Origin of the sequence: Algoriphagus aquimarinus (assembly GCF_007997215.1) — a bacterium.
Lineage (GTDB): Bacteria > Bacteroidota > Bacteroidia > Cytophagales > Cyclobacteriaceae > Algoriphagus > Algoriphagus aquimarinus_A.
Genome location: NZ_VORW01000001.1, coordinates 890,695 through 912,499 on the forward strand (window position 1 = coordinate 890,695; position 21,805 = coordinate 912,499).

Consider the following 21,805-nt stretch of genomic DNA (forward strand, 5'->3'; position numbering starts at 1 on the left):
ATGAGCAATAAATCAAATAAATCGATCAACAGTCCAGATGTCCTAATTGTAGGAGGTGGAATGAGTGGACTTTTTGCAGCTTGGAGATTATTAAAAACAACTCCAGGAAGAAATGTCACTGTGGTAGAAAAAATGGGTCAAGTCGGAGGGAGGCTAGAGACTACATTTGTCGATATCATAGGAAATGACGGAGTATGTCACACTGTGCATGACGAAGAGGGAGGTATGCGCTTCGTTCCTGAAGGAAGCGGAATGGAACATCTTTGGAATCTGATCAATGCACTAAATAAAGAATTTCCTGTGCCTCTGCTTAATCCTGTCGATTTTGTAATGGGTGATGATAATAACCGATACTACACTCGAGGCCGATCATTCACTCTAGGAGAGTCCAAAGCAAACAATTATCAAATTTGGTCTGAGGTTTTCACATTAGGACCAAATGAACAAGGGAAAAAACCATCTGATATCCTTCAAGAGGTAATGGACGACATCCTAAAGCAAAATGGGATGACCAAAAACCCATCCTCTCCTGCTGCCTGGGCAAATTTCAGAAATAATTGCACTTATAAAGACTTTGAAGGTTGCCCAGTCTGTATCAATAAATGGGGCTTTTGGAGTATCCTGAGGAATTATGGAATGACAGAGGAATGTATTGAAATGCTTAGTCACATAATGGGCTTTATGGGCCCATTTCAGGATTTTATCAATGCAGGTGAGGGCCTTCAGATTCTGTTTGATTTTCCGGATCCCAAGACTACTCATTTTAAAACTCTTGGAGATGGGTTTCAATCCTTGCCAAATACTTTAGCCAAATCCATCGAAGGAGCAGGAGGGACAATTATTCTCAACGAGACTATTACCTCAATCACAGAAATCGGAGGAGTGTTCACAGCTACAGGTGTCCAACAAAGCTATACTGCTCCGCAGGTGATTTTGGCAATTCCAAAGAAACCTATGAAAGAGCTGGCAAAAACCACTGACCTCTTGGCAACCAATGCGGAATTTATGCGTGCAGTTAACAGTGTCCAAAATATGGAGTTGACCAAAGTTGGACTTTATTTTAAAGAGCGTTGGTGGCACGAGAATCCATCGATCAACCTAACCAATGGGCCAAATTTCACAGACCTTCCTTTGGGTTCGGTGTATACCTTTTCTCAATATCCTGCGGATCCAGAACATGACAAAACCTACAATGGGCCTGCAGCTTTGACGCAATACACCGATTACATCCGAGGAAATTTCTGGAAGGAAATGCAGAATATAGGAGAAATGTATCAAACAGAGGATTTTCCTCAAAACCCTGCAGGTACAGCTCCTGCTTCTAAGGCTCTTGTTCATGAGATGATGAAGCAAATCAAATTGCTATTTGGTGTGGATGAAAATACAGAGATCCCTGATCCGGTGTTGAGTACCTATCGCGTTTGGGGTCAAGCACCTTATGGATTTGGCTATCATCAATACAAAATCAATGTTAATGACCTAACCGACGTATATCCTACTATTTATTCACCAGCAACCAATCTTTTCGTCTGCAATGAATCTTGGTCACCTGAGCAAGGATGGGTGGAAGGCGCATTGATCATGAGTGATTATGTAATGCAAAAGGGCTTTAGACTACCTGCATTCGCTGACGACTCATTTGCACAATCTATCTAATAGCTCAAATAAACTCAACTGAAATGAAAGCAAAATCAATTAAAGGTAACACTACCGAAGAGATCACAAAGTCCTTTGGTGCTGCTTTGGAAGATGGATATGTACCAACACTTGCCATTGTTTTTTTGTCAATCACACAAGACCGCGAAGCTATCTGCAAGATGCTTGAGGAGAAGGATATTCTCATTTTTGGGGCCACAACTGCGGGAGAATTTTTAGATGGTGAAATCGGCGAAGAATCAGTAGTAATCATGTTGATGGATTTGAATCCAGCTTATTTCCGATGTGTCTATTTCGAAACAGGAGAAGGTCAAACTGTGGAAATTGCAGAAAAAATAGGAAAGCTCGGGTCAGACACCTTCAAAAACCCGGCGTTTATTGTAGCATCCGGGGGAATTAGTACCGATGGGGAAATGATTATAAAAGGCATTCAAAATGCAACTGGACCAGAAATTACCATTTTTGGAGGATTGGCTGGTGATGATTTCACTATGACAGGAACCTACGTTTTTACAAATGGAAATTATCAAATCAATGGATTGGTAGCTATTATATTAGATGAGGATAAGGTGAATGTGGCTGGACTCGCTACCAGTGGCTGGCAGCCTGTTGGGACCATAAGAACTATCACAAAAAGCGAAGGAAACATCGTGTACACGATCGATAACGAGCCTGCTCTCGATGTAGTTATCAAATACATGGGAGTGAATAAGAATTTGGATGAATGGAAGGATGTGATTGTCAATGTTGGTTCAGAATTCCCTATGCAACTTCAGAGAGAAGGAGCAGAACCTGTGATCAGAGCACCACTTTTTGCGAATAAAAGTGACCGATCTTTAGTCTGCGCTGGAAGCGTACCTCAAGGATCGAAAATAAGATTTTCTTTGCCTCCTGATTTTAATGTAGTCGACCGGGTAATTGAAGAATGTGAGACCGTGAAAAAAAATGAGTTACCCAATGCCGATGCCTTAATTATGTTTTCCTGTAAAGCACGCCATCTTTCACTCGGTCCGATGGTGAGTGATGAAATTAACAATGTGAAAAATGTATGGAATGCACCGATGGCAGGATTTTTTAGCTATGGAGAAATGGGCAAAGCCACAAAAGGCAAACATGAGTTTCACAATAATACCTGCTCGCTGGTAGTACTTTCGGAAAAGTAACAATATGGGTAAAAAAATAAACTTTCGGCCTTTAGGTAGAAGATATGAATTTGGCTTAAATTCAAATGAATTTAATTCTATAGTTTCCTAATGAATGCTCATATTCAATCTCTTTTAGATTTTTTTGCTTCTTCAGAAAAGTTGGCTCCAGAAGAAAAAGAAAAATTAATTGGCATTGCGAAAGCACTCGACAAAGATCATTTCCTTGTTGAGTTTAAATTGGAACGTGCTGAAAAAATGAGAAGAGCCACTTCAATTTTACTGGAAGAGACGATTGAAGAATTAGATAAAAAAAGGGAGGTTGTAGAGCAGCTAGCATTAGTTTCTTCCAGACAAGCATCCTTAGAGCGGATAAGAGCCGAAATTGCATCAATGCGAAATGTTGATGATTTAAAAGAGATTTCCCCACTAATCTGGGAGGAACTTCAAAACATGAACGTACCATTTATCCGCTGTGGCGTGTTCCTTATGAACTTGGAAGAAAGCAATATTCATATATTACTAAATACTCCGGAGCAGGAATCAATTGCGGTTTTGGACATTCCTTTCAATAGCACAAAATTGACTGAAAAAGTCCATAAGGCATGGAAAAAACAGAAAATCTATACTGAAAACTGGAAAGAAGAAGATTTTAATAAATGGGTAAAGACTCTTGCAAGAAAGGGTCTTATAGAATCAAAAGAACTTTACAAATCAAAAGGTACCCCAGTCAACCTTGAACTTCATTTTATTCCTTTTAACCAAGGAATGCTTTATATAGGAAATTTTGAAAAGCTTTCTGAAGAAAGCCTTGAATTATGCCAATCTTTGGCAAGCAATTTTTCTATGGCATATGACCGATATGAAGATTTCAAAAAGCTGGAAACGGCAAAGCGAAAAGTAGAAGAGGCTATCAAAAACTTGCGGACAACTCAGGATCAATTGGTACAGCAAGAAAAACTGGCTTCTCTTGGTCAGCTCACAGCTGGTATTGCTCATGAAATTCAGAATCCTCTCAACTTTGTAAACAACTTTTCGGAACTGAATATAGAATTAATCGAGGAGGCAAATGAGGAACTGGACAAGGGAGCAATTGAAGAAGCCAAAGCCATTTTGAAAAATTTAGCAGAGAACTCTGATAAAATCTCCCACCATGGCACTAGAGCTGGAGCGATTGTCCGAGCCATGCTGGAGCATAGTCGCAAAAATGAAGGTGAAAAAGCACCTCTGGATATTAATGGATTAACAGAAGAGTATCTGAAACTTTCTTACCATGGATTAAGGGCGAAAGACAAAACATTCAACTCAAGTTTTGAATTAGACTTAGATTCCAATTTACCTAAAGTAAAAGTTGTCGCTCAAGATATAGGTCGAGTCATTTTAAATTTGATAAACAACGCCTTTGACGCAGTGAATGAAAGGTCAAAATCCAATGAACCTGATTATAAGCCTCAAGTAAAAGTAAGTTCACAACTCATTCAAGCAAACGGACATTCAGGATTAAAAAACTCTTTTTCAGGACCTTACGTCCTTTTAACTTTTAAGGATAACGGCTTCGGAATTCCTAATTCTATCAAAGACAAGATCTTCCAGCCTTTCTTTACCACCAAGCCAACAGGTTCGGGGACAGGGTTGGGATTGTCTTTGAGTTATGATATCATCAAGGCGCATGGAGGGCATATTGACGTGAATAGTACAGAAAGGGTTGGTTCAGAATTTACCATTACCTTACCTATATAGATATAAATAAACTCATATTTTAGCCAATAAAATCATGATCAAATTAACCGTTCTCTACAATCATCCCGAAGATCCTGCCGCTTTTGAAAGTTACTATGCTAGCACTCATATGCCGCTTGTGGGTAAAATCCAAGGTGTGGTCAATGCTGAAGTAACCAAGTTTCTTCCTGAGGCTGATGGGTCGAATCCAGCCTACTATAGACTAGCAGAATTATATTTTGAAAGTCCAGAGTCTTTACAGCAATCTATGGGTTCGGATGAAGGACAAGCCACTGCTGCGGATCTTCCAAATTTTGCCACAGGTGGGTTCAAGATTATGGTAGGAATGGTAGGCTAATCTTCCAAAAGAAGAATTGACCCTCTAATACCTAGAGCCAACCTGTCTTTTTTCAATAGAAATAAGTCAGACCGATCTATGCCTGATGGGTTTGACAATGATTTTATGATTTTCCTTTAACACCCAAAATACGCTCACTATGTCTAAATCTATTTTACTGGTACTCATTGCTTTCCTAACATCTAACTTCTTGTATGCTCAAAGCGTCGAAGACTTGGCTAAGGAAACTGCCGCTTTCGTAGGGACGCTGCCAAGTGATCAAAAAGCCACTATTCAATTTGACTTTGCAGACAGTTTACGAACCAAATGGACTAATCTTCCTATCGGACTAGCTCCAAGAAGTGGGTTGAAGTTTGGGGACTTATCGGAGGAGAGTAAGATTAAATTCCATAAGGTACTGAGTAAGATTTTTAGCTCGCAGGGTTACTTGAAAGTCTTCACCATCATGCAAGTCGATGATATTTTGCATGAAATCATGGAGATTGCATATCAGAGAGATCAGATGAATGAAAACACCATCAAAATGATCCGTACACTGGACTGGGATTATGGGAATTATTTCATTGCAATTTTAGGAGATCCGAGTTCGGATGATAACTGGGGATTGAAATTCGAAGGCCATCATATTTCTATCAATTTGACAGTTTCAGGAGATGAATTTTCGATGACACCAGTTTTTCTTGGTTCAGATCCGGCAGTAGTTGAAGTGACCCAATACGCAGGTTTGCGGCCTTTGAGTAAAGAGGAGGATTATGGATTTTGGCTTGTAAATACACTGGATGATGCCCAAAAAGCCAAAGCAACGCTAAGTGAAAAAGTACCCGGAGATATTCTTACCAGCCCAGCCCGAGATCAATGGATCAGCGAATTTAAAGGTATCAAAGGATCAGAATTGACCCCTGAGCAACAAAAAATTCTTCATTACCTGATCGAGGAATATGTCAATAACCTAGACCATCCAAAAGCTGAGGAATACTTAGCGATTCTTCATGCACGCGGTATGGATGAAGTTTATTTTAATTGGATTGGGAGCTACGAGCCCATGAAAGCTCATTATTACATGATTCATAGTCCTGACTTCATCATCGAGTATGATAATGTAGGCTTCCTGGACAACGCCAACCATATACACACGATTTGGAGAGAAAATGGTAATGACTTTGGTGAGGATATACTGAAGAAACATCGACTGGCCCATCAACACTAATAGAATTGGTAATAGAGGGTACTCTTAGAAGTGTGATCTCCTGAAATTATTCTTATTTTGCCTATAGCTTAGTTTTCTATTTAAATGCAAGCCCTGTTTACATGGATTTTATACTTCTGATCATTGCCTTTAGATTTCTTCAAACGCATGCGCAAACCAAAGAGCATTTTCCTGAATGGCAAGGCTTATTTCTAAAGGGCTTGATAGCAGCTTGTTGTTTTTTGGCCATCCAAATTGTTTTTGAAAAAACGGATGGAGTGATGCGCTGGGTGGCACATTTCATGAATTTGTATGTGGTTTATGCAGCTTATAACCGACAAGTCTTTTCGCCTCTTAAGCCATTTGTATATGCGTTTTTTCCGGTGGTATTGGTTCATGTTTTTCAGGATCTTACCAGGCTAGTTGCACCGGAATTTTTTCATAGTTGGGAAAACTGGTTTGAGACTGCAGTCATATTTGCGTGGATCTGGCTGGTAGCTCAGTTTATTATAAGTAGAAAGCAACGGAAGGCCTTAGAGATAGAGAGAATAAAGGCCATTCAAAAGGAAATTGAGTTCAAAAATTCACAAAAGCTTAAGGATGCACTTGAGATCCAAGTGGCTGAGCGTACGGCGGAAATTACCGCCCAAAAAGAATCGCTGGAGAAAACACTTCACGAGCTCAAAGCAATGCAATCCCAACTCATACAATCTGAGAAAATGGCCTCCCTTGGTGAACTGACGGCGGGGATTGCTCATGAGATCCAAAATCCTTTGAATTTTGTCACGAATTTTTCTGAGCTAAATAAGGAACTCCTAGACGAATTAAAAGAGGAATTGGCCAAGGGAGACTTGGAGGAGATTAGGTTGATCGTGAGTGATATAATGGCTAATGAAGAGAAAATAATTCATCATGGTAAGCGTGCTGATGCCATCGTGAAAGGTATGCTTCAGCATAGTCGAAGTAGTTCTGGAGTGAAAGAACTAACAGATATCAATGAACTCGCTGATGAATACCTTCGTCTATCTTATCATGGATTAAGAGCAAAAGATAAGTCATTTAATGCCAGTATGGAAACTGACTTGGACGAGGCTGTTGGTACTGTCGAAGTAGTTTCTCAAGAGATCGGAAGAGTTATTCTAAATTTGGTGAATAATGCTTTTTATGCAGTTTCTGAGAGGAAAAAGCAAGTGGATGAGATCGGTGATTCCGAACTTTCTAGCAGCTATAAGCCCACTGTTTGGTTGTCTTCTAAGAGAACAAATAAGGGGATAGAGATCAGAGTGAAAGACAATGGAACTGGTATGCCTGATACGGTTAAGGAAAAAATATTTCAGCCATTTTTTACCACTAAGCCAACAGGCTTAGGAACAGGCTTAGGACTTTCCTTGAGTTATGATATTGTGAAAGTACATGGAGGTGAATTGACGGTGAGTAGTCAAGTGGGGGATATGAAGAAGGGTGAAGATTCGTGGACTGAATTCCATGTTTTCATCCCTACTTACTAAATATGTTCGAGATAGGATGTGAATGAAGGAGCCAATCGTATAGTCGATTTTTTATGTTTAGGCTCCTGAATATCCATTGAATAAAGAGTATTTTTTCAATAACTAGAGCTTCTTATTTTTCCAATTAAAATTGGACTTTTCAAATTTCATTACTTGTGAATTATTAGTACTGAGCTAGAATCAGGCGTTTTTTGAAAACAGAAAGTATTTGCTGTTTTATTGAAAAAGTGCAAAAATAGTTTTTCGAAAAGCGTTTTATATGGTTTAAAATATATTTACCTTTTGAGAATCTTTTTTGAATATCTGAGCCTACAGATTCAAACCAACTTGAGTTTTTGCAATGAAAAACTTTCTCTTTTTTGTGGGAAGCGTGTTTATTCTTTTTTCCTGTACCAAAGGACAGGACAGCAAACCTGCATCTGCAACTATCGCCGTATCACTACCACAAATGTTTTCTATCAGTGATCTTGCAGATACACTTCAGCCTATTCGAGTCAATCTTTCGGATGTGCCCAAGCCGATTAGTATTAAAGTGCCAAGCCAATCTATCGGGTCCTATACGCATATTAATGAGTCTGGTACTTTATCGATGATTAACTTAGCCCCTCCGACTTCACATCATTTACCCTATCTGACCGATGAAAATGATCAAATTATAAGGAATGCTTCTGGGATACCTTATATCCAAGGTGATGGCGGTCTTTCTCAATTCAAAAACTTCACAACGGATAATGGATTGGCATTGGATGCAGTCAATAGTGCCGTTTTGGATCGTCGGGGTCACCTATGGTTTGGAACAAATGGAGGTGGAGTCAGTCGATTTGATGGGATACTATTTACCAATTTCACCACATCTCAAGGTTTGGCTGGAAATACAGTCCGCGCGATATTAGAAGACAGTAAAGGGCTATTATGGTTCGGTACAGCCAGTGGAGGAGTAAGCAGTTATGATGGCAATGTATTTACTAGCTATACTGCCGAAAATGGCTTAGGAGATGATGCTGTTTTTAGCATTTTTGAGGACTCTGCAGGTAATATATGGTTTGGGACCTATGGTGGAGGGGTCAGCAAATTTGACGGCACAAACTTTACAACTTTTACTTCCGCTGATGGATTAGCTGATGATGTAGTGATCAGTATTGCGCAAGATCAGGAAGGGAATTTATGGTTTGGGACAAATGGTGGTGGTGCTAGCAAGTACGACGGAACATCCTTCGTTAATTTCACAATATCCGAAGGGCTACCTTCTAATAGAATCAGAAGTATAAAAGTTGATCATTCTGGTATTATTTGGTTTGGGACGATTGGTGGCGGAGTCAGTAGGTTTGATGGCAATAATTTCAAAACTATTAGAAAAGAAGACGGACTTGCCAGCATGGTGATAAGGACGATTGTCGAAACCAGCGAGGGAGTACTCTGGTTTGCTACAGAACTTGGTGCAAGTAGGTATGATGGAACCAAGATGACTACTTATACCCGCGAACAGGGTCTTGCAAGTAATAGTATCTTGGACATTGTGATCGATGCGAATGGCAAGCTTTGGTTTTGTACTGATGGAGGCGGAGTAAGCCGGTTTGACGGAGAAAGCTTCACCAATTTTACAGCATCTCAGGGCTTAGGAAATATTATAGTCCTGAGCACAGTAGAGGATAAAAATGGACATTTGTGGTTTGGGACCGCCGGAGGCGGAGTAAGCCGATTTGATGGGCAACAATTTACAACCTATACTTCAGCTCAGGGATTAGCCAGTGAAATCGTGAGTAGCAGCTATCGGGATCAAAAAGATCAGCTATGGTTTGGGACTGGCGGGGGTGGAGTGAGTGTGTATGATGGAGAAGCCTTTACAAGCTATACGACTACCCAGGGATTGGCTGCGAATGAAGTATATAATATCACGGAAGATTCTCGAGGAAATCTCTGGTTTGGGACTGATGGAGGTGGAGTGAGTAGGTTTGATGGAGATGGCTTTACCACCTATACTTCCCAGCAAGGTTTAGTGGGAGATGTGATATTAGGAATAGTAGAGGATGATTTCAAAAAGCTATGGCTAAGTGCAGCGGATGGGGGTTTAAGTAGGTTTGATGGAGTTAACTTCACTAATTTCTCTTCCGACCAAGGTCTAGCAGACGATGCGGTGATCCGGCTTGTGAGGGATAAGCAAGGAAATCTTTGGATCGGTACAGAAAATGGCCTGAGTATTTTGAGCTCTGAAAAAATCCGACAGATTGAAAAGGTGGTAAGCCTGGAAGACTATAAAGTTATGCTGGAAGATTCTGTTGCCTTATTTCAGACATTCACTACTTCTCAAGGGCTTCCGGATAATGTCATTCTCCAAATCGCCGAATTACCAGAGGGAATAATGGCAGTGGGAACCAACCTTGGTATTGCAATTTTTGACGGGCCAAAAGAGGGGAAGCCGCTGGATTCACTCAGGAATATTGAGATTTTTAATTCCGACACTGGGTTTCCGGTGAAGGATCTTTCCGATGGACAAAATGGAATGTACGTGGATCAAAACGGAATTCTTTGGGCAGGAACGGGAAACAATAAAACGGCCTTAGTCCGCTTTGATTATAAGGCATTAAAGAGGAATCACGCCCAACCCGCTGTGCTGATAAAGGAGCTTAGACTTAGTGAAGAGGTCATTTCCTGGCACAGCTTGAGCAAGGATTATGATTTAGGAAGAGGGGGAACTACAAATACTTTTCCCCGTACCACGGAGGAATTGATGGTATACGGTAATATATTGACTGACTTGGAGAGAACAGAATTGAAGGATAAGTACAAGGGCATTAAGTTCGACAGTATTTCTAGTTTTTATTCTTTACCACAGAACCTTGTACTTCCCTATAGAAATAACGACATCAATATAGATTTTGGGACAGATGAGCTGGCTAAGCCATATCTCATAGAATACCAATATATATTGGAAGGGTATGATGAGAAATGGAGTCCAGTACTCAAAAAGACCACTGCCAACTTCGGAAATATTCAGGAAGGCAAGTACACCTTTATGGTAAAAGCTCGATTCACTGGACCGACTGAAGATGAAGCTGGACAATGGACTGAACCAACAAGTTATAGTTTTGAGGTTTTACCTCCCTTGTATAGGACTTGGTGGGCATATTTGATCTATGGATTACTTTTTATATCCCTAATCTATCCGATCACAATCTATCAAAGGAACCAGGTGATCAAAGCTGAAAAAGAGAGAACAAAAGAGCGGGAACTTCAGCATGCCAAAGATATTGAAGTTGCTTACACAGAACTGGCATCTACACATGAAAACCTGAAAGACACGCAGGCGCAATTACTGCACTCTGAAAAAATGGCCTCTTTGGGGGAATTGATGGCAGGAATAGCTCATGAGATTCAAAACCCGCTGAATTTTGTGAATAACTTCTCTGAGGTAACCAATGAATTGGTACAAGAGATCAAGGAGGAAAGAGCTAGGCCAGAAGGCGAGCGCGATATTGAGCTAGAGAATGATATCTTAGAGGATATAGAGAGTAATCTTGAGAAAATCACCAAACATGGAAAGCGTGCTGGAGCAATCGTGAAAGGAATGTTACAGCATAGTAGGAGTGGAAAAGGAACAAAGGAACCTACAGACATCAATGCGCTTGCAGATGAATATTTGAGATTGTCATATCACGGATTGCGTGCCAAAGACAGCTCCTTTAATTCAGATTTTGAAATGGACTTTGACGCTACGCTTCCAATAATACCTGTCTTGGGTCAGGATATGGGTAGGGTATTATTAAATCTATTTAACAATGCTTTCTATGCAGTCAATGAAAAGAAAAAGGAAGCAGGTGATAGTTTTAAGCCTAATGTAATTGTGAAAACATCACTAATTGAGACTAACAAAGACAAAAAAGGGATTCAAATTAAAGTAACTGATAATGGGAAGGGGATCCCAAAAGCTATAGTAGATAAAGTCTTTCAGCCATTTTTCACTACCAAACCAACAGGGCAAGGAACGGGACTTGGGCTGTCCCTGAGCTATGATATTATCAAAGCTCATGATGGTGAAATTCGCGTAGAGTCCACTGAAGGAGAAGGAACGACTTTCATCATAGACCTATTAATCCCTTCCATTTCTAGCTAACTATGAAGCAAAGCTTTCATCCTATATCTACTTATTTTATCATACTATTCTTGATAGTGCTAGGCACGTCATGCCAGCAGAATTATGAGGTTGCCTTTCCTGAAAATGCCTCTGGGTATCAACTTCCGGAAGTTAAACCTTTTAAAATCCCCACAGGAAAACCTTTAGAATGGGATACCATACCTTCAGACGAGGTGCCGAAGGGAGTTAACTATCCCATAGATTTTGCAAAGTTGCCTTCTAAACCTTTTTCTATTCAGGATTTTAAACCGTTGAAATCTCCTGTCAAGGCTATCCCGATTGCTTGGGAAGATGATGAGATACAGGTTAATCTTGATACCATTCCAGGAGTTGGTGTTCCTGTCAAAAAGCAGCTCTTGCCAGAACCTCAGATCACTAAGCTGGCATTTTTATCCAAATCAGACTTATCCAATTCGGGTATATTGAGAATAGGTCAAACGGAGGGATTGATAGGCAACAAAGTCTTTGCTATGGTAACCGATCTCAATGGTATGGTATGGATATCTACAGAGCGTGGGCTTTCGAAGTTTACTGGAGATCAATTTGAAAACTATAGCATACTACCCCGAAATCCAGATGGGCTACTAGACAATATTGTTGACTTAGAGATTGGAAATGATGGTAGCCTCCTGATTTTATCCCTTTTGTCAGGCGTTTATGTGCTTGATATCAATCATAGTATACTAACTAATTATCAGATAGGGACTCAGTTTGCAAGAATTTCTGAGGATGAGACTGGCGTGTTTTGGTTAGGGAATTTAAATACTGGGATACATTTTTTAAATCCTTCTACTAAGAAACTTCATTCATTACAATTCCAGGCTGATCAAAGAAGTACAGCTGCAGGGGTACACCTAGATAAAGCCAAAAACCTGTGGTTCGGTATGAGAGGTAAAATTGGAGTTCTTAACGCTGAGCGCACGGCCATAAGATTTATTTCGGCTAAAGCAGGAATAGATCCTAATACCTTTTACTATGAGTTTAGCGAGAGCTCAAATGGGGAAGTTTGGCCTTTATCATTTGAAGGAAAACCAATGGCCGTTTCTTTGGATGATAATACCCTCATTTCTTTTGGTGAAGAGCAAGGTTATTATGGCAAGTCGTTATCTGTAACTTTTGATTTGCAAAATAGAGTTTGGATCACGGATAATGACACGGTCACTCTGTATAATCCTGAACTTCAAAAGATCAAGAAGATTACCACTGGTGCAAAATTTATCAATTCTGGATTTCCTTCTGCTACCATGACGGATGCTAAGGGTAATATATGGGTTGGTACAGAGAATACGGGTGCACTTTTGATCGATCCTGAAGGAATGCTTTCTCAACATTTTAATGCCAACAGCGGCTTAGTAAATGATGAGGTTTGGGGTATAGAAGAAGGGCCAAACGGGATGGTTTGGATGGCTACTTATGAGGGCATAAATATTTATGATCCAGAGAAGGAGAGAATTTATCTACTTAAATTTCCTGGCGATGCAAATAGAAATAACCATCGATCCATATCTAGAATATCTCACGACGAACTCTTGCTGGGAAGTTTAGGCGGTTTCACGCTCATTAATTTGAGTGAAAATATTGCTTCTGTATACAAGCTAGATCCTAGCATCGCAAGAATTTTCTGGAAGGCAATTCGGGATTCCAAAGGAAATATTTATTTGGGCTCAGTGGATGGAGTATTGAAGTTTAACTCGGACCTCACTTCGTTTGTAAAAACAGATGAGTTTTCGGGGCTGGCATCCAGTCGAGTTTGGTTGATAGAAGAGGACAAGGATGGCCGTATTTGGTTCGGAAATGATATAGGGGTAGATGTTTTTGATCCAGAATCCGGACAGGTGAGCTACCTCAGTGAGCGTTCAGGATTGACTAGCGATTATACCTCTATCATGATCAAAACTCACAAAGATGAAATAGTAATAGGGGGAGATGCTGGATTCTCAATTATTGATTTGACAGAAAACACCATCACCAACCTAACACCAGCCCAAGGCCTGAATCCACCTGTAATGTACGATATGGTGGAAGTAGAAGGCGATTTTCATATAGGGTCAGATAATGGAATAGTAGTAGTGAAGCGTCCACACAAAGAACAGGCAGAATCTACCTGGCACTTTTATAATTATGGAAAAAGAGAAGGGTTTCCATACAATGATTACAACCAAGCCACTGCAGTTTATACATCTACAGGAAATGTGTGGTGGGGTGCTGCGCCAATAATGTCTGTGAACTCACAAGTCCCAAAGATAGATACGCTACGACCGGCGGTAGTCATGACCAAAATCAATATCATGGATCAAAATCCTGATTTTCTTGGGACTAATTTTGTCAAAAGTCAATTCACCGATGAGGATTCTATTTGGAATACCGATCACACAGAGTTTTATACCGGAAAGGATATTCCAATTGACAGTAGCTATCTGATGCAGAATCATATCTACTGGGATAGTGTGAATTTGGTGAGTAAAATGCCCATGGGTTTAGTACTGCCTTATGACCAAAATTCCATGAATTTTTCCTTTATGAATCCAGACATTTTGGGAAGGGATAAAATAGTGTATAGGTATATTTTGCAGGGAGAAGACGATACTTGGTCTGAAGTCAGCGCTAGAAGTACCACTCAAAATTACTATAACCTACTGCCAGGAGAATATACCTTCAAAGTAGCGACTCGGGGATTTAGCGGAATATGGAGTGAGCCTGCCAGTATTAAATTTACCATCTCACCTCCTTGGTGGCAGACTTGGGTAGCTTATGTGATTTTTGCTTCCCTATTAGCTGGGTTTATTTACCTCATTGTACAAGTGCGATCCAAGTATCTTCAGAAGGAAAACCGCATTTTGGAAGAACGGGTTTCACATAGAACGGCTCAGCTTAAGAAGAGTATAGATGACCTGAAGAATGCCCAGAGTCAGTTGGTTCAATCTGAGAAAATGGCTTCTCTTGGTGAGTTGACAGCAGGAATCGCCCATGAGATACAAAACCCACTGAATTTTGTGAATAATTTCTCTGAACTAAGTAGTGAACTTATTGATGAAATGCGGGAAGAATTAGAAAATGGTGAAATAGAGGAAGCCAAAGCCATCAGTGTAGATATTCAGCAAAATCTGGAGAAAATAAATCAACACGGGAAGCGTGCCGACGCCATAGTCAAAGCAATGCTTCAGCACAGCAGAATAAGTGGCGGCAATCGCGCATTGACAGACATTAATATGCTCACAGATGAATACCTGCGACTGGCATATCATGGTTTGCGGGCAAAGGATAAATCATTCAATTCCTCTATGAAAACAGAATTTGATCCAACAGTTGGGAAAATTGATCTTGTAGCGCAGGAATTGGGAAGAGTTTTACTTAATTTAATCAATAATGCTTTTTATGCTGTAACTGACAGAAAGAGTGAAGGCCAAGATGGCTATGATCCATTAGTCGAGCTAAGTACAAAGAGGAAAGCTGATTGGGTAGAGATCAAAGTCAGAGACAATGGGAAGGGGATTCCCAAGTCAGTATTGGAAAAAATATTCCAGCCATTTTTCACTACCAAGCCCACAGGACAAGGAACTGGTTTGGGTTTATCAATAAGTTACGATATTGTAAAAGCGCACGGTGGTGAAATCCTGGTAGAAAGCAAGGAGGGGGAAGGAACTGAGTTTTGTATTCGATTACCGATAGATACCCAATAATATGGAAAAGGTTCAAGAAGATTGGATTGAGAAAAATATAGAGCTAAAGCGCTTGCTGGCAACAAGGACTCTGGAACTTGAGAAATCAATAAAAGATTATCAGGAACTCCAAGAGCAATTACTTTTGCAAGAGAAGCTAGCTAGCCTTGGACAATTGTCTGCAGGCATCGCTCATGAGATAAAGAACCCAATCAATTTTGTTAATAATTTTTCCGAACTGAGCATTGAGTATGTAGATGAGATAGTGGAGGAGCTTCAGAGTCTTGAGCGTAATGATACGATTGCAGGAATCGAAGATCTACTTCAAGATATAAAGGCTAACCTTGAGAAAATCCTTTTACATGGTAAGCGAGCCGATGGAATAGTAAAATCCATGCTGATGCATTCGAGAGGTGGGCAAGGAGAATTTGTGCCCACTCATCTAAATAGTTTGCTTCAGGAATTTGTGAATTTGGCCTTTCATGGAATGCGAGCGGGGAAGAATCCGATAAATGTAAGTTTTGAGTGGAAGTTAGATCCTGACGTTGGAATGGTTTCCATTATTGCAGAGGATTTTAGTCGAGTGATTGTGAACTTATGTAATAATGCTTTTGACGCCATGCGTAGCAAGTTCAATTCACTGTTGGAGAATGGTGGAGATCAGACTTTTCAACCTCTACTGAAAATCCGTACCAGACAAGAAAAGAACATAGTTGTTATTGAAATAGAAGATAACGGTGCCGGCATACCAGAGCCAATTTTAAATAGAATTTTAGAGCCTTTTTTCACCACCAAAAAAGCGAAAGAAGGGACAGGGCTTGGCTTGTCCATAACCCACGATATAGTGAAAGCACACAAAGGCACTTTAGCCATTTCTTCTACAGAGGGAGAATTTACCAAATTTGAAATTACGTTACCATCCATATCATCAGCACAATGACAAAAATATTAATCGTAGATGACGAGCGAGATGTAGAATTACTTTTTCGCCAGAAATTCAGGAAAGAGGTCAAAAGTGGTCTTTTGGAACTTGCTTTTGCCTTTTCAGGCGATGAGGCGCTCAAATTACTTGGTAGCGAGCATCCGCCGGAAGTTGTATATGTGTTTTCGGATATCAATATGCCCGGAATGACTGGACTAGAGTTATTGGACAGGGTAAAAAGCCAATTTCCAGCCATTAACGTGAGTATGATCTCAGCGTATGGTGATACAGAAAATTTTAAGAAAGCGATGGAATCTGGAGCTAAGGAGTTTTTCACCAAGCCGATAGATTTTGATTCGCTTAGAAAAGAAATCGGTCGAATAATTAATCAATAGTAGATTTTTGAGCTATGGCTAAGATACTTGTAGTGGACGATGAGGCAGATTTGGAAGTCCTTATTACGCAGAAATTCAGACGTAAGATTCGAGCTGGTGAATATGAATTTGTATTTGCGCTGAACGGGCGCGAGGCATTGGATATTCTATACGAGCAACCCGATATCGACATGATCCTGAGTGATATCAATATGCCGGAAATGGATGGATTGACCTTATTATCCAAAATAAAGGAACAAAACCCTTTACTCAAAGCGGTGATTATTTCTGCCTATGGAGATTTGGAAAATATCCGCACGGCGATGAATCGGGGTGCATTTGACTTCATAACGAAGCCAGTTGATTTTCAGGATTTGGAGATCACCATAGAGAAGACACTTCAGCATATTAATCAGATTAAGTCAACCCTTACGGCCATGAGGGAAAATAATATTCTGAAAATGTATGTGGACGAGACGGTGCTCAATTTCATGGTGGGTAAAGAATCTGAAACTTCCTTGATGGAGAATGAAACCGTGGAAGCTACAGTTGCCTTTGTGGATTTGTGTGGCTTTACCAAAATCTCAGAAAATGAAGAGCCTAATGTCGTTGTGCCTTTACTCAATGAGTATTTCGACTTGATGGTACGTGAAATTATCGAACAAAAGGGAGCTGTAGATAAATTCATCGGAGACGCAGTGATGGCAGTTTTCAAAGGGCCTGATCAAGTGGAGCGAGCAGTGAGAGCCTGTATTGCGATCCGGGATAAGATGAATGCCATGCCGATGTATTCCGAAAAATCGAACTTCAGTCCCAAAGTATCTATAGGAATGAACTCAGGAGAAATGGTCTCTGGAAATATAGGTTCCCAATCCTTGAAAAGGCTGGATTATACAGTGATCGGTGATGCGGTGAACGTTGCTTCAAGACTTCAGAATGCAGCTAACCCTGGACAAATACTGATTTTGGAGAAATGCGCTGGAGGAATATCGGATTTATTCACTTTTCAAAAGCTGGGTGAGATGACCCTAAAGAACAAAGCCAAACCTGTGTCTGTATTGGAAGTTGTAAATTAGACTTAGCAGATTGCTTCTTCGTTTTAGTATTCCTTACTTGACCTCGTGAAAAATAATATTGTCACGGCTTTAGCATTCTTTCGTCTTCTGACTTTTCAGAAAACCCTCAATTATGCCTTGTTAGCAAGTTCATTTCAGCTTTCAAGGTTGTTAGGAAGGCCAATTATTTGGGGTAAACCTACCACTCTGTCCATAGAACCCACCACTAGTTGTAATCTGAGATGCCCAGAATGTCCTTCAGGATTACGGGACTTTTCCCGTCCTACGGGAATGCTTCAAGACGCACTTTTTAAGAAAACAATTGATCAGGTTCAAGGCCATCTCACTTGGCTTCATTTATATTTTCAGGGTGAGCCTTTTTTGAATCCACGCTTTTTGGAAATGGTTAGCTATGCTGATTCCAAAGGGATTTTCACGTCTACTTCTACAAACGCACATTACCTACAGGAAAAGCAAGTCAGCGAAGTTCTTCGAAGTGGACTGAAACAATTGATTGTATCCATGGATGGAATCACACAGGATATTTATGAGAAATACCGTGTAGGGGGAACGCTTGAGAAAGTACAGGAAGGCATCAAATTACTTTTGTCAGAAAGGCAAAAGTCAGGACAAAACTTTCCTCGTGTGGTACTACAGTTTTTGGTCACAGGACAAAACGAACATCAACTGCCGGAATTGAAGCAATGGGCGAAAGAAATGCAGGTCGACGAGTTGCAGTTGAAAACCACGCAGATCTATGATTTTGAGAATGGTTCAGAGTTAATTCCTTCAGATCTCGGATATTCTAGGTACGTGCCGGAGGGAAATGGTAAGTGGAAGCTTAAGAAGAAGCTTGAGAATAAGTGCTGGCGGATGTGGCAAGGAGCTGTTTCTACTTGGGATGGAAAAGTTGTCCCCTGCTGCTTTGACAAGGATGCGGAGTATGTTATGGGTGAATTGAAAGCCCAATCGCTCGCGTCTATCTGGTCATCCCTTCCCTACCAAAACTTCAGAAAACAGCTGCTAAGCGATCGGACTCAGATCGAAATATGCAGGAACTGTACGGAGTGAGTATCGGAACCACATTTTAAGACATAATTGTCATTAATTTATGATATAGGATCATTTATACTTGACAAGCACAAATTGTCTTGATACTTTTGTGTAATCTTGTATAAGGTTTTTATAGATATATGGACAAGTATTTAACAGTTGGGGAAGTAGCAAAAAAGCTAGATGTTAGTTCTGAAACTCTGAGAAGATGGGACAATTCCGGGAAATTTGTTTCATCAAGACACCCCATTAACAATTATAGAGTTTATACTGAAGATCAAGTTGAATCTTATGTGGAAGATTTGCAGATTGAGATAGAGTATAAGACCAAGTCTAAACTAAAAGTAGAAATATCTCCATTTTTCAAGACTGATTCTGGAAGTCTTTTTATGGCAGATGCAATAGATTTTTTGAAATCCTTAGAGTCAAATAGCGTGGATCTAATATTTGCTGACCCTCCATATAATATTAAAAAAGCTAAGTGGGATTGTTTTTCTTCCCAAAAAGAATACTTGGACTGGAGTTATCAATGGATTAAAGAGTCCCATAGAGTTCTTAATAAAACAGGATCCATGTATATATGTGGATTCTCTGAAATCTTGGCTGATATTAAATGGATAAGCTCTGACTTATTCAAGGGATGTAAATGGTTAGTTTGGTTTTATAGAAACAAAGCTAATCTTGGAAATGACTGGGGTAGATCCCACGAAAGCATTTTGCATCTACGCAAAACCAAGGAATTCTATTTCAATAATAATGAAGTAAGAATTCCATATAATGAACATACGTTAAAGTACCCAAAACGTGCTCAGGCAGAAACATCTCAATATGCAAATGGGAAAAAATCGAATGAATATGTTTGGGAACCGAACCCGTTGGGAGCCAAACCTAAGGATGTTTTTGAAATACCAACCATTTCAAACAGTTCTTGGGAACGATTTGAACACCCCACACAAAAACCTGTTGAACTTTTAAGAAAGGCAATCCTTTCCTCAAGTAAATTCGGAGATTTAGTCGTAGATCCATTTGCTGGATCAGGAACTACATTTGCTGTAGCAGAGGCATATGGGAGAAAATGGTTGGGGACTGAGCTAGATGAAGGATATTGCCATAACATCAAAAATAGATTATTAGATAGTGCCCATATTGAGAGAATATTGACTGAAAAAGATACAACTGACTCTAATTCTCGTAGAAAAAAACTACGAGGCTAATAATTTGAAAACGTCTTTCGTGATAAGTCGTGAAAATGTACTCATATGGTTACTAAAGGGTTTTTTCAGTGCATTTGGAGGTGGATCTAAATAGTATATTCCTTCCAAAGGCGTTAAAAACTGAGTGTAAACCATAAACAGTCCTGAAACTAAAGTGTAAGAGATAGCCTTTTCTTCTTTTCTCTGTACATCATTTAGAAAGATTCCAATGACTTTTTGAGGATGCTTCACAAATCTTTCAAGTAGCATCTTATCAATAAACATCTTACCCATTCGGTCCTTGGAAGTAGTTTTTACAGACACAACAATTTCTTTTTCATCTAGAGTGCTCCCCGTAGACCGTACTTTAGAATAAGGGGATATCACCAAATCATTTTCACATTTATAGACTTTTTTACCTGATTCTGTTTCATAAGGAATTTGCAACACGGTGTGTTTATTCTCAATGCCAATTTCACTGAAAACACATCGAATTAATTCCTCAAATCTATTTCCCACATGTTTTCTAGAACTATTACTTGCAACGAGGAGATCAAATCCTGCACCTATCGATTGCTGAATAGTATAAACTACCGAGTCAATAATCGACAAATCTTCATCTGAAAAATCAAGAATCCGAGACTTAATACGGCCTAAAATTTCAATAAGCTTTTCAAAGCTAATTTGAAAATTTTCAGGATCAGATATATATAATTTTGTATTTATAGGTCTTAAAAATTTCTCAGTGCCATCATTTTTCTGCTTAGATATTCGATAATCTCCCACATAAGCAGTATCAGTTGTCATAAACTGCAAAAACTGAAGTACATTTTTTGTGGTGATTAAAAATTCTAAAAGTGAAGTTTTTTTCGTTTTAAGTTCTAGAGCCAGTGGGTTCATTTAGTGCTGAATATTAGATTGCACGGAAAATATTATACTATAAATTTAATTTAAAATTTTTACAATTAGGAAATAAGCAGGAATTGTACGGAGTGACTATTTATTCTTACAGTAAAACACAATTCCGACTCTCTTAATATGCTCGATTAATTCCTTGTTTTCGATTTGATGGAATAGTGAAAGATCAATTTTCCAAGGGAGAAGTAAGTCATCAAGTTTCTGCTCTATTTCGAATAATTCGTTAAGTGTTACTTTTTCTCCAACAATTGTGAGGTCGATATCTGAGCCATCTCGAAAAGAGTGTTTTGCTCTAGATCCATACAATAGGACTGAATCTATCTGAGAATAGTCTTCGAACACCGAATTGATTGCGGTAATATCCGTTTTATGCAGCCCTATATCAGTCATTGAAAATGTCAGGCTGAATTCCACCTCTTTTTAAATCCATCGTTTTTTTAAAATCCAAAAATGCAGGATAGTATTCATTGATGACCATACTGAAAATTTCATTTGCAACTTCTTCATTATATGTATGAGACGTCCTGTTTCTACTACTTATCATGTCCATCCATATTTTACCATTATCGATCAATCCTACTTTAAAAGCTTCGCGAATTGCATCTTTTGAACCATATAGTTCCGGAGTGCCACTTTCCATCAAAAAATCCTTCATCACATTCCAAGCGAGTTCATGCGTGTATTCAAACCGCTGAATCAAACCCTCTTTTAAAATATCATCCCCAGCTTTAAACTTGTTTTCATCGATTGCTCCATCTTCAAAAAAATCTGTTTTTATCCTAATAACTGCTTCCTCAAGCTTTCGGAATGCTTTCTCATAATTTTTGAAGCGTTGTTTCCATCTTATATCTTGATTGCTCATTTAGTAAAGTTACAATGAAATGCAGTCAATTGTAATTCTCAGTACTTGAAAATCCCTGTCTTATGCAA

The 21,805-nt window shown here is 39.5% G+C and carries 16 protein-coding genes; 13 read left to right on the plus strand and 3 right to left on the minus strand.

Annotated features, from left to right (window positions below):
• From ESV85_RS04040 to ESV85_RS04100, 13 genes are all read left to right on the plus strand, one after another.
• Positions 1–1,656, plus strand: a complete 1,656-nt coding sequence (locus ESV85_RS04040; RefSeq protein ID WP_146914941.1) for a flavin monoamine oxidase family protein — start codon at positions 1–3, stop codon at positions 1,654–1,656.
• Positions 1,657–1,679: 23 nt separating this feature from the next.
• A complete protein-coding gene (locus ESV85_RS04045; protein ID WP_146914943.1) occupies positions 1,680–2,819 on the plus strand; it encodes an FIST signal transduction protein in 1,140 nt (379 codons plus the stop codon).
• Between the two features lie 90 nt (positions 2,820–2,909).
• Complete coding sequence (locus ESV85_RS04050; protein WP_223275897.1) at positions 2,910–4,538, plus strand: sensor histidine kinase; 1,629 nt, start codon at positions 2,910–2,912, stop codon at positions 4,536–4,538.
• Positions 4,539–4,572: 34 nt separating this feature from the next.
• Positions 4,573–4,875 carry an EthD family reductase gene (locus tag ESV85_RS04055; RefSeq protein ID WP_146914945.1) on the plus strand — a complete coding sequence of 101 codons (303 nt, stop codon included), beginning with the start codon at positions 4,573–4,575 and terminating at the stop codon, positions 4,873–4,875.
• 139 nt (positions 4,876–5,014) lie between these two features.
• Positions 5,015–6,082, plus strand: coding sequence for a DUF3500 domain-containing protein (locus ESV85_RS04060; protein ID WP_146914946.1), 1,068 nt, complete (start codon positions 5,015–5,017; stop codon positions 6,080–6,082).
• A gap of 101 nt (positions 6,083–6,183) precedes the next feature.
• Complete coding sequence (locus tag ESV85_RS04065) at positions 6,184–7,569, plus strand: sensor histidine kinase (RefSeq protein ID WP_146914948.1); 1,386 nt, start codon at positions 6,184–6,186, stop codon at positions 7,567–7,569.
• Between the two features lie 340 nt (positions 7,570–7,909).
• Positions 7,910–11,680, plus strand: coding sequence for a two-component regulator propeller domain-containing protein (locus tag ESV85_RS04070; protein WP_146914950.1), 3,771 nt, complete (start codon positions 7,910–7,912; stop codon positions 11,678–11,680).
• Between the two features lie 2 nt (positions 11,681–11,682).
• A complete protein-coding gene (locus ESV85_RS04075; RefSeq protein WP_146914952.1) occupies positions 11,683–15,381 on the plus strand; it encodes a sensor histidine kinase in 3,699 nt (1,232 codons plus the stop codon).
• 1 nt (position 15,382) lies between these two features.
• The gene (locus ESV85_RS04080) at positions 15,383–16,300 is read left to right on the plus strand and encodes a sensor histidine kinase (protein ID WP_146914953.1); all 918 of its coding nucleotides are present in this window, start codon (positions 15,383–15,385) and stop codon (positions 16,298–16,300) included.
• The gene (locus ESV85_RS04085; RefSeq protein ID WP_146914955.1) at positions 16,297–16,677 is read left to right on the plus strand and encodes a response regulator; all 381 of its coding nucleotides are present in this window, start codon (positions 16,297–16,299) and stop codon (positions 16,675–16,677) included. The genes ESV85_RS04080 and ESV85_RS04085 overlap by 4 nt, the downstream gene beginning before the upstream one ends.
• Positions 16,678–16,691: 14 nt before the next feature.
• Positions 16,692–17,732: an adenylate/guanylate cyclase domain-containing protein gene (locus ESV85_RS04090; protein ID WP_146914957.1), complete on the plus strand. Its 1,041-nt coding sequence runs from the start codon at positions 16,692–16,694 to the stop codon at positions 17,730–17,732.
• A 45-nt stretch (positions 17,733–17,777) separates the two neighbouring features.
• Positions 17,778–18,782 (plus strand): radical SAM/SPASM domain-containing protein, encoded by a 1,005-nt coding sequence (locus ESV85_RS04095; protein WP_146914959.1) that lies wholly within the window; start codon positions 17,778–17,780, stop codon positions 18,780–18,782.
• 122 nt (positions 18,783–18,904) lie between these two features.
• The gene (locus ESV85_RS04100; protein WP_146914961.1) at positions 18,905–19,978 is read left to right on the plus strand and encodes a DNA methyltransferase; all 1,074 of its coding nucleotides are present in this window, start codon (positions 18,905–18,907) and stop codon (positions 19,976–19,978) included.
• Here the strand turns inward: ESV85_RS04100 and ESV85_RS04105 are convergent.
• The 3 genes from ESV85_RS04105 to ESV85_RS04115 form a co-directional block, all read right to left on the minus strand.
• Complete coding sequence (locus ESV85_RS04105) at positions 19,967–20,857, minus strand: hypothetical protein (RefSeq protein ID WP_146914963.1); 891 nt, start codon at positions 20,855–20,857, stop codon at positions 19,967–19,969. The genes ESV85_RS04100 and ESV85_RS04105 overlap by 12 nt on opposite strands.
• A gap of 96 nt (positions 20,858–20,953) precedes the next feature.
• Positions 20,954–21,265, minus strand: coding sequence for a nucleotidyltransferase domain-containing protein (locus tag ESV85_RS04110; protein WP_146914965.1), 312 nt, complete (start codon positions 21,263–21,265; stop codon positions 20,954–20,956).
• Entirely contained in the window at positions 21,258–21,737 is a 480-nt protein-coding gene (locus ESV85_RS04115; protein ID WP_146914967.1) for a nucleotidyltransferase substrate binding protein, read from the minus strand. The genes ESV85_RS04110 and ESV85_RS04115 overlap by 8 nt, the downstream gene beginning before the upstream one ends.
• Positions 21,738–21,805 lie beyond the last annotated feature (68 nt).